Origin of the sequence: Rhodohalobacter sp. SW132 (assembly GCF_003390325.1) — a bacterium.
In the GTDB taxonomy this organism is placed as follows: domain Bacteria; phylum Bacteroidota; class Rhodothermia; order Balneolales; family Balneolaceae; genus SW132.
The window spans coordinates 1-356 of record NZ_QUOK01000038.1; the positions used below are offsets into that span (position 1 = coordinate 1).

Below are 356 nucleotides of genomic sequence, written 5' to 3' on the forward strand. Positions count from 1 at the left end.
AGATCGCTATGAGTGCAGCCAGGGAGAATACCTGCCGTATCGATCGACATCTATCACTGGAAACAAAAAAGCGCGGATCTATAGAACCACTGCCAAACAGTGCAAAAACTGTCCAATCAAGGCGCAGTGTATTACCAGTAAAGTCAATTATAAACAATTAAAGCATTCAGAGGGCAAGGAGTGGTACGATCTGATGGACAAACGATTACGCACCAGCTATGGCCGGCAAATGGTAGCAAAGCGCAAAGCCATTGTAGAACCGGCCCTTGGTAATCTGTTGCATCACAATGGAATGAAGAAGGTCTATGCCCGGGGTATACAAGCGGCCAATAAACACGTCATGCTTGCAAGTATGT

At 46.1% G+C, this 356-nt stretch carries 1 protein-coding gene; it reads left to right on the forward strand.

All coding sequences use genetic code 11. The features are described 5' to 3' along the window. Positions 1-356, forward strand: a 356-nt coding sequence (locus DYD21_RS21575) for a transposase (protein WP_199535629.1), incomplete at both ends; no start/stop codon positions are given.